Genomic DNA, 7,163 nt, shown 5'->3' with positions numbered 1-7,163 from the left:
CAAGTGTGCACCGTGGTTAGTGTGTTTACCAATATTTTCACCGGCTTCACGAAGTTTTGCACGTCCGAAATCATCGTAACCTAATTCAACCGCTAAACCCAGTCCATTTTGGTTGACTACTTGGTAACCGCCAAATACGCCATAAGTCACGGAATTACGTAAGTAACCGTGTCCCGATAGTCTATTTTGTGTATAACCATCACGCAAACCATCGTGGAAAGATGCCCAACCTGCTTTTGCTCCCACATAGAAAGTGTTTTGATCAGGTGCTGCCTGTGCTACTGATGCTGCTGCTAAACCAGCGATTGCTAATGCGATTGCAGTTTTTTTCATATTACAGTTCCTCTGAGTTTAAGTTTGTTAAATTTCATCTCATCCTTTATAAGCGCTATTCTTTCGAAGAGCACAAAAAAAGCCTAGCACTTTTTACATTCAAAATCAAATTTTGCGGCAAAAACGATCATTTTTAGTACAAATTAAATATAAAAAATGCCATTTCTCCTCGCAAAATCTGCAACAAAATCTCTAACCAAGCACAATATCTATGCTAAAATCAAAAAAGTTTTAAATCATAAATTTTTTACAGAGAGTGATAATATGCTGCCTCGTTTACAACAAATTCCTGAGCTATCACCTATCGTCTCAGATTATTTACAACAACTCAAACACCAACATTTCGAGGGCGATATCGCCTCGCATTATGCCGACCGCTTAAGCCTTGCCACCGATAACAGCGTTTACCAACAGTTACCGCAAGCCATCTTATTCCCCAAAACCGTCGCGGATGTAGTAAGAATTACCAAATTAGCGCAACAAGAAACATTTCAAACGCTCACCTTTACCCCGCGCGGCGGCGGTACCGGCACGAACGGACAATCCTTAAATAGCAATATCATTGTCGATCTTTCCCGCCACATGACGCAAATTTTAGAACTCAACGTCGAACAACGCCGAGTTCGCGTCCAAGCCGGCGTAGTTAAAGATCAACTTAACCAATATTTAAAACCTTACGGTCTTTTTTTCTCCCCGGAATTATCCACCAGCAACCGCGCCACTATCGGTGGCATGATCAACACCGACGCCTCGGGGCAAGGCTCCTTAAAATATGGAAAAACCTCGGATCACGTCTTAGGCTTGCGCTCCGTATTGATGAATGGTGAAATTTTGGATACAAGTGCGGTCAATTCTGCGACATTTTTTGCCAAAATTGCCGATTATTCAACGACGAGCAAATTATTACATCAAGAAATTTTCCAACTCTGCCATGATAAACGCCAAACTATTTTGCAAGATTTACCGCAACTCAATCGTTTTTTAACCGGTTATGATCTAAAAAATGTCTTTAACGACGATTTATCTGAATTTAATTTAACCCGAATTTTAACCGGCTCCGAAGGATCATTAGCCTTTATTTGCGAAGCAACCTTAGATTTAACCCCCATTCCGCAATATCGCACCTTAATTAATATTAAATATAGCTCCTTTGACGCCGCGCTGCGCAATGCACCTTTTATGGTCAAAGCGAATGCGCTGTCAGTCGAAACCGTTGACAGCAAAGTATTAAACCTTGCTAAAGAAGACATTATCTGGAATTCAGTCAGCGAATTATTGAGCGAAGAAGAAAATAACCCGATTTTAGGTTTAAATATTGTCGAATATGCCGGCAACAATCAAGCAGTAATCGAACAGCAAGTGGCACAACTTTGCGCCCAATTAGAGCATAAAATTACCAATCAACAAGATGCCATTATCGGCTATCAAGTTTGTAGCGAGCTAGCCTCCATTGAGCGAATTTACGCCATGCGCAAAAAAGCGGTCGGCTTACTCGGCAATGCCAAAGGCGCAGCCAAACCAATTCCGTTCGTGGAAGATACTTGTGTCCCGCCAGAAAATTTAGCCGATTATATCGCGGAATTTCGCGCATTATTGGATCAACATCAATTGCAATACGGAATGTTCGGTCACGTTGATGCCGGCGTGTTGCACGTTCGTCCCGCGCTGGATTTATGCGACAAAGAGCAAGTCCTACGCTTTAAACAAATCTCCGACCAAGTAGCGGAATTAACCCGTAAATATGGAGGATTAATTTGGGGCGAACATGGCAAAGGAATGCGCTCACAATATGGCGAAAAATTCTTTACCCCGGAACTATGGCAAGAATTACGTTATATCAAATCCCTTTTTGATCCGCAAAATCGGTTAAATCCGGGCAAAATTTGCACCGCACTTAACAGCGAACAACAGCTCTACTCCATTATGTCGCCAATGCGCGCCGATAAGGATCGCCAAATTCCAATCCAAACGCGCCACGAATTTTCCGGCGCCATGAATTGCAACGGGAACGGATTATGCTTTAATTTTGACGTACACAGCACCATGTGTCCGTCTATGAAAGTGAGCAAAAATCGGGTATTTTCTCCCAAAGGGCGTGCCGCAATGGTACGCGAATGGTTACGCTTAATGGCGCAAGAAAATGTCACGCCGGAACAACTGGATTTTCACCACCGTCAAATTAAGTTGACGGATTTTGTGCAAAAAATACGCCACAGTGTAAAAAAATCCAAGGAATATGATTTTTCTCATGAAGTAAAACAAGCAATGGATACCTGTTTGGCGTGTAAAGCCTGTGCCAGCCAATGTCCAATTAAAATTGACGTCGCCAGTTTTAGGGCAAAATTTTTCCATCTTTACCATCAACGTTACCTACGTCCGCTAAAAGATTATGTGGTTTCCAATGTAGAATATGTGGCGCCTTTAATGGCAAAAGCGCCGAAGTTTTTCAACTTTTTTACCGCAGCCAAACTCACCCGACCGCTGGCGGAAAAAGTATTAGGCATGACAGATTTACCTTTATTATCCAGCCCCTCTTTGCAACAACAACTGGTTGAAATCGGGTATCAAGGCTGCAGTTTGGAGCAGTTGGAAAAAATTGCTCAAGCGGAAAAACAAAATATGTTATTGATCGTACAAGATCCATTTACTTCCTATTATGATGCCAAGGTAGTTGCCGATTTTGTTGCATTAACACAAAAACTCGGCTTCAAACCGGTGGTGTTACCGTTTAAGCCGAACGGTAAAGCGCAACATATTAAAGGCTTTTTGACCCGTTTTGCTAAAACCGCTAAAAACCAGGCTGATTTTTTAAATCGTACCGCCCAATTAGGCATTCCGTTGGTAGGCGTCGATCCTGCGATCGTGCTGTCTTATCGTGATGAATATCAGGAAATTTTAGGTACACAACGTGGTAATTTCCGCGTAATCACTGCACACGAATGGCTAAAAAGCCAATTATCATCAGAACACTTACAACGTGCGATCAAAAATCTCGCCGAAAATCACCGCACTTTCGCACAAACGGAGCAAGTATGGTATTTATTCCCGCATTGCACCGAATCCACCGCACTACCAAATAGCCAAAAAGAATGGCAACACATTTTTAGCGCCTTCGGGCAAACCTTAAAAGTAGAAAATGTCGGTTGCTGCGGAATGGCGGGTACCTTTGGACACGAAACGCAACATATTGCCATGTCAAAAGCTATTTATGCCTCCTCGTGGGAAAGTAAATTAGCCGGCAAAGATCCGAATTACTGCTTGGCAACCGGTTATTCTTGCCGCAGCCAAATCAAACGAATGACACATTGGCAAGCCAAACATCCGGTACAAGCCTTATTACAATTATTCTTATAACATGAGATAACTTATGACAATTTGGAAAAAAAATTTCACAATTGAACAACTAAACCGTATGAATGAAAATTGTGCGGTGTCACATTTAGGCATTCAATTCAGCGCGCAAGGCGACGATTGGCTGGAAGCTACCATGCCCGTGGATCCGCGCACTATACAACCGATGGGATTTTTGCACGGAGGGATTTCCGTTGCCCTTGCTGAAACCGTGGCGTCAATGGCGGGATTTTGTTGTGTGGAAGAAAAACAGGCGGTGGTTGGATTAGATATTAATGCCAGCCATTTGCGCCCGATAACATCCGGTAACGTATCCGCCCGCGCCACGCCAATCCGGTTAGGTAAGCGCGTGCAGGTTTGGCAAATTGATATTCAAGATGAGCAACATAAATTATGTTGTACCTCACGTTCAACCCTTTCGGTGATTACTTTATGATGCAAGCAAAAATCGGTGTTATTTTAGCCAATTTAGGGACGCCGGATGCGCCAACGCCGGACGCTGTTTCGCGTTATTTATGGCAATTTTTGACCGATCCGCGCGTGGTAGATTTGCCCAAATGGAAATGGTTTCCATTACTGAAAGGGATTATTTTACCTAAACGATCCAAGCGGGTGGCGAAAAATTATCAGGCAATTTGGCACGAACAAGGAGCGCCGCTGCTTGCCATCACGCGACAACAACAACGGGCATTACAACAATATTTTGATCAGCATTCGGAGAATGTTACCGTTGAAATCGGCATGTGCTATGGTAATCCGTCCATGTCAAGTGCGGTCGAAAAGTTGATCAAATTACGCGTTGCTAAAATCATTGTTTTACCATTGTATCCACAATACAGCAGCACCACCAGCGCCACATTATTTGACGCATTCGCCGCCGCCTTAAAATCACAGCGCCATATTCCGCCCTTTGCGTTTATTCATTCCTACCCCACCAATGAAAATTATATTGCAGCATTAACACACTCCATTAAAGTGCGGTTAAAATCTGACGAGTTTTTGCTCTTTTCTTATCATGGCATTCCGCTGCGTTATGAAGAAGAAGGTGATTATTATCGTGAACATTGCCGCCAAACCACTTTAGCAGTGGTCGATAAATTGGGTTTAACGGAAAATCAATGGGCAATGTCCTTTCAATCCCGATTTGGTAAAGAAGAATGGTTACAACCTTATACCGACGCCTTTTTATCAACGATTGCCGAGCGCCAAGGCATACAAAAAATCGCAGTGATCTGCCCCGGATTTTCTGTGGATTGCTTGGAAACATTAGAAGAAATTGCACAAGAAAATCGCGAATTATTTTTGCAACATGGAGGAATATCCTATCAATATATTCCGGCATTAAATACCGATCCCATACATATCCACATGATGGCACAATTAATTTTACGTCACATTGAGGAACAAAATGACTAAACGTAAACGCCCGACATTACAAGATATTGCCACCCATCTCGGCATCACCAAAATGACCATCAGTCGTTATTTGCGCAATCCCAATGCAGTAGCGGCATCCACGCGCCAAAAAATTGCCATGGCGATTGAAGAATTTGGCTATATTCCTAATCGTGCGCCGGATATTTTATCTAATGCCAAAAGCCGCGCAATTGGCGTATTAGTTCCCTCGCTTACCAACCAAGTTTTCGCTGAAGTGATCAAAGGCATTGAGATGATAACCGATAATGCCGGCTATCAAACCATGCTGGCGCACTATGGCTATAGCGAAAGCAAAGAAGAACAACGAATCGAAAGTTTGTTGTCCTATAATGTGGACGGACTGATTCTATCGGAAAATCACCACACAGAACGCACACGCAAAATGTTGGAAATCGCCAATATTCCAGTGATTGAAATTATGGATTGTAGCGAAGTTGGGCTACAGCAAGCGATTGGTTTTGATAATGTGTCGGCGGCACAATCTATGGTCGAAACCATGATAAATCGAGGCCGTCGTCATATTGTGTATTTCAGCGCTCGAATGGATAAGCGGACAAGACTAAAAATGCAAGGTTATGAACAAGCTATGAAACGACACGGACTAACGCCACACAGTTTAATCACTGAAATACCCTCTTCTTTTAGTTTAGGCTCCGAACAGTTAAGACAAACACTGGAAAAATACCCTGAAACCGACGGAATTTTCTGTACCAATGACGACTTGGCAATCGGGGCGATCTTTGAATGCCAAAAGCGGGGCATTCGTATTCCACAAGAAATGGCAATCGCCGGTTTTCACGGACATGACGTCGGGCAATCCATGACCCCACAACTTGCCACCGTCATAACGCCTCGCTTGGAAATCGGTCAACGCGCTGCTCAAGAATTACTGGATAGACTAAAAAACCTACCCCAAACCAGCAGTTTGATCAATTTGGGTTATCAAATTCATCTAGGAGAAAGTATATAACAAAAGAAAAGATATCACATAGCAGCGGGAAAAATGAAAAAAGACAAGGAAAACCTTGCCTCAATTGATGACTAAATTAAAGGAAAAATTATTATAATTATTCGATAATAGGGATGATTTTAGTGGCGTGTGAACCTTTATCTCCATGCACCGCCTCGAAATTGACTTTTTGCCCCGCTCTTAACGAACGGTAACCTTCCATTTCAATGACTGAATAATGCACAAAAATATCTACATCACTTCCTTGCGCAGAAATAAACCCAAACCCTTTTGCATTATTAAACCATTTTACAACACCGACTTCCATAAACATAACCTCTGTGATAAAACTTCAATAAGACACTCGCCTTATCCCTTTCTCCGAGTAAAGATAATCCTAAAAATTAGGGGATTGATCAATAAGAAATATGTCAAAATCAAACAGAGATCACAAAAATTTCCCCGCCCTATTTTGCTTGAACAATTCAGCAAAAATCAACGCGAAACAGAACGCGTCCAATAAACTTATTCAAGTTTTTTATTTTCTTGATATTTTTCCCGTAATTCTTGCGCGACTAACCTGATCGCTTCTCCGCTTCCCATGCCTTGTTGCATAAGCGCTTGAATTTTTTCCACTGCGTCTTGCTGTTGTTGATGGGTTAAATGTAATAATTCGTTATCAAACATAAATGTCTCCCGATTAATAGATTTGTACAAGTGCGACATAATAGCGTAAAATTTGCCAATCCACCAATGTTGTTAGCATTCCTATTGTACGCAATGAAAATTTACCGCATCCAACTTCTACACCAACAACGCCATATTCAGCATAACAACCAACTCTCTCTGCTTTCAGCCTTAGAACAGCAAGGTATTTTTCCCGAATATCAATGCCGCGCGGGTCATTGCGGTTCTTGCCGCGTCAAAATAAGAAAAGGCAAGGTGTCCTATAAAGAAGCTCCTCTTGCCTTTTTAAATCCCGATGAAATTCTACTGTGCTGCTGCCAAGTAGAAGAGGATTTAGAGTTAGAACTTTAAATTACCAAAGATACCCCTCACCGACAGCGCCGGCGGAGTTGCCGGTACCTTGTAA

Annotated in this window: 8 protein-coding genes; 5 read left to right on the top strand and 3 right to left on the bottom strand. The window is 42.4% G+C overall.

What is annotated here, in order from left to right; all coding sequences use genetic code 11:
- Positions 1-333: outer membrane beta-barrel protein (locus CFY87_RS11310; protein ID WP_158216632.1), on the bottom strand; the 333-nt coding region annotated here is incomplete at its 3' end.
- A gap of 264 nt (positions 334-597) precedes the next feature.
- On the opposite strand from CFY87_RS11310, the gene ydiJ reads away from it, so the two are divergent.
- From ydiJ to gntR, 4 genes are read left to right on the top strand one after another with little or no spacing between them, the layout of a single operon-like run.
- Positions 598-3,687, top strand: a complete 3,090-nt coding sequence (ydiJ, locus tag CFY87_RS11305; RefSeq protein ID WP_094947980.1) for a D-2-hydroxyglutarate dehydrogenase YdiJ — start codon at positions 598-600, stop codon at positions 3,685-3,687.
- Between the two features lie 13 nt (positions 3,688-3,700).
- Complete coding sequence (locus CFY87_RS11300) at positions 3,701-4,120, top strand: hotdog fold thioesterase (protein ID WP_094947977.1); 420 nt, start codon at positions 3,701-3,703, stop codon at positions 4,118-4,120.
- On the top strand, positions 4,117-5,100 hold the full coding sequence (hemH, locus tag CFY87_RS11295) for a ferrochelatase (RefSeq protein ID WP_094947975.1): 984 nt from the start codon (positions 4,117-4,119) through the stop codon (positions 5,098-5,100). The genes CFY87_RS11300 and hemH overlap by 4 nt, the downstream gene beginning before the upstream one ends.
- Complete coding sequence (gene gntR / locus CFY87_RS11290; protein ID WP_094947972.1) at positions 5,093-6,091, top strand: gluconate operon transcriptional repressor GntR; 999 nt, start codon at positions 5,093-5,095, stop codon at positions 6,089-6,091. The genes hemH and gntR overlap by 8 nt, the downstream gene beginning before the upstream one ends.
- A gap of 97 nt (positions 6,092-6,188) precedes the next feature.
- Here gntR and cspD read toward each other — a convergent pair whose 3' ends face one another.
- Together cspD and CFY87_RS11280 are read right to left on the bottom strand one after the other, a co-directional pair.
- Positions 6,189-6,398, bottom strand: a complete 210-nt coding sequence (gene cspD, locus CFY87_RS11285) for a cold shock domain-containing protein CspD (RefSeq protein ID WP_094947969.1) — start codon at positions 6,396-6,398, stop codon at positions 6,189-6,191.
- 197 nt (positions 6,399-6,595) lie between these two features.
- Positions 6,596-6,757: a YoaH family protein gene (locus tag CFY87_RS11280; RefSeq protein WP_094947966.1), complete on the bottom strand. Its 162-nt coding sequence runs from the start codon at positions 6,755-6,757 to the stop codon at positions 6,596-6,598.
- 93 nt (positions 6,758-6,850) lie between these two features.
- Between CFY87_RS11280 and yfaE the strand changes: the two genes are divergently transcribed.
- A complete protein-coding gene (gene yfaE, locus CFY87_RS11275; protein ID WP_094947983.1) occupies positions 6,851-7,108 on the top strand; it encodes a class I ribonucleotide reductase maintenance protein YfaE in 258 nt (85 codons plus the stop codon).
- Positions 7,109-7,163: the final 55 nt, after the last annotated feature.

This window comes from Actinobacillus seminis (genome assembly GCF_002263215.1).
In the GTDB taxonomy this organism is placed as follows: domain Bacteria; phylum Pseudomonadota; class Gammaproteobacteria; order Enterobacterales; family Pasteurellaceae; genus Actinobacillus_B; species Actinobacillus_B seminis.
This window is presented reverse-complemented; position numbering and strand designations above follow the sequence as displayed.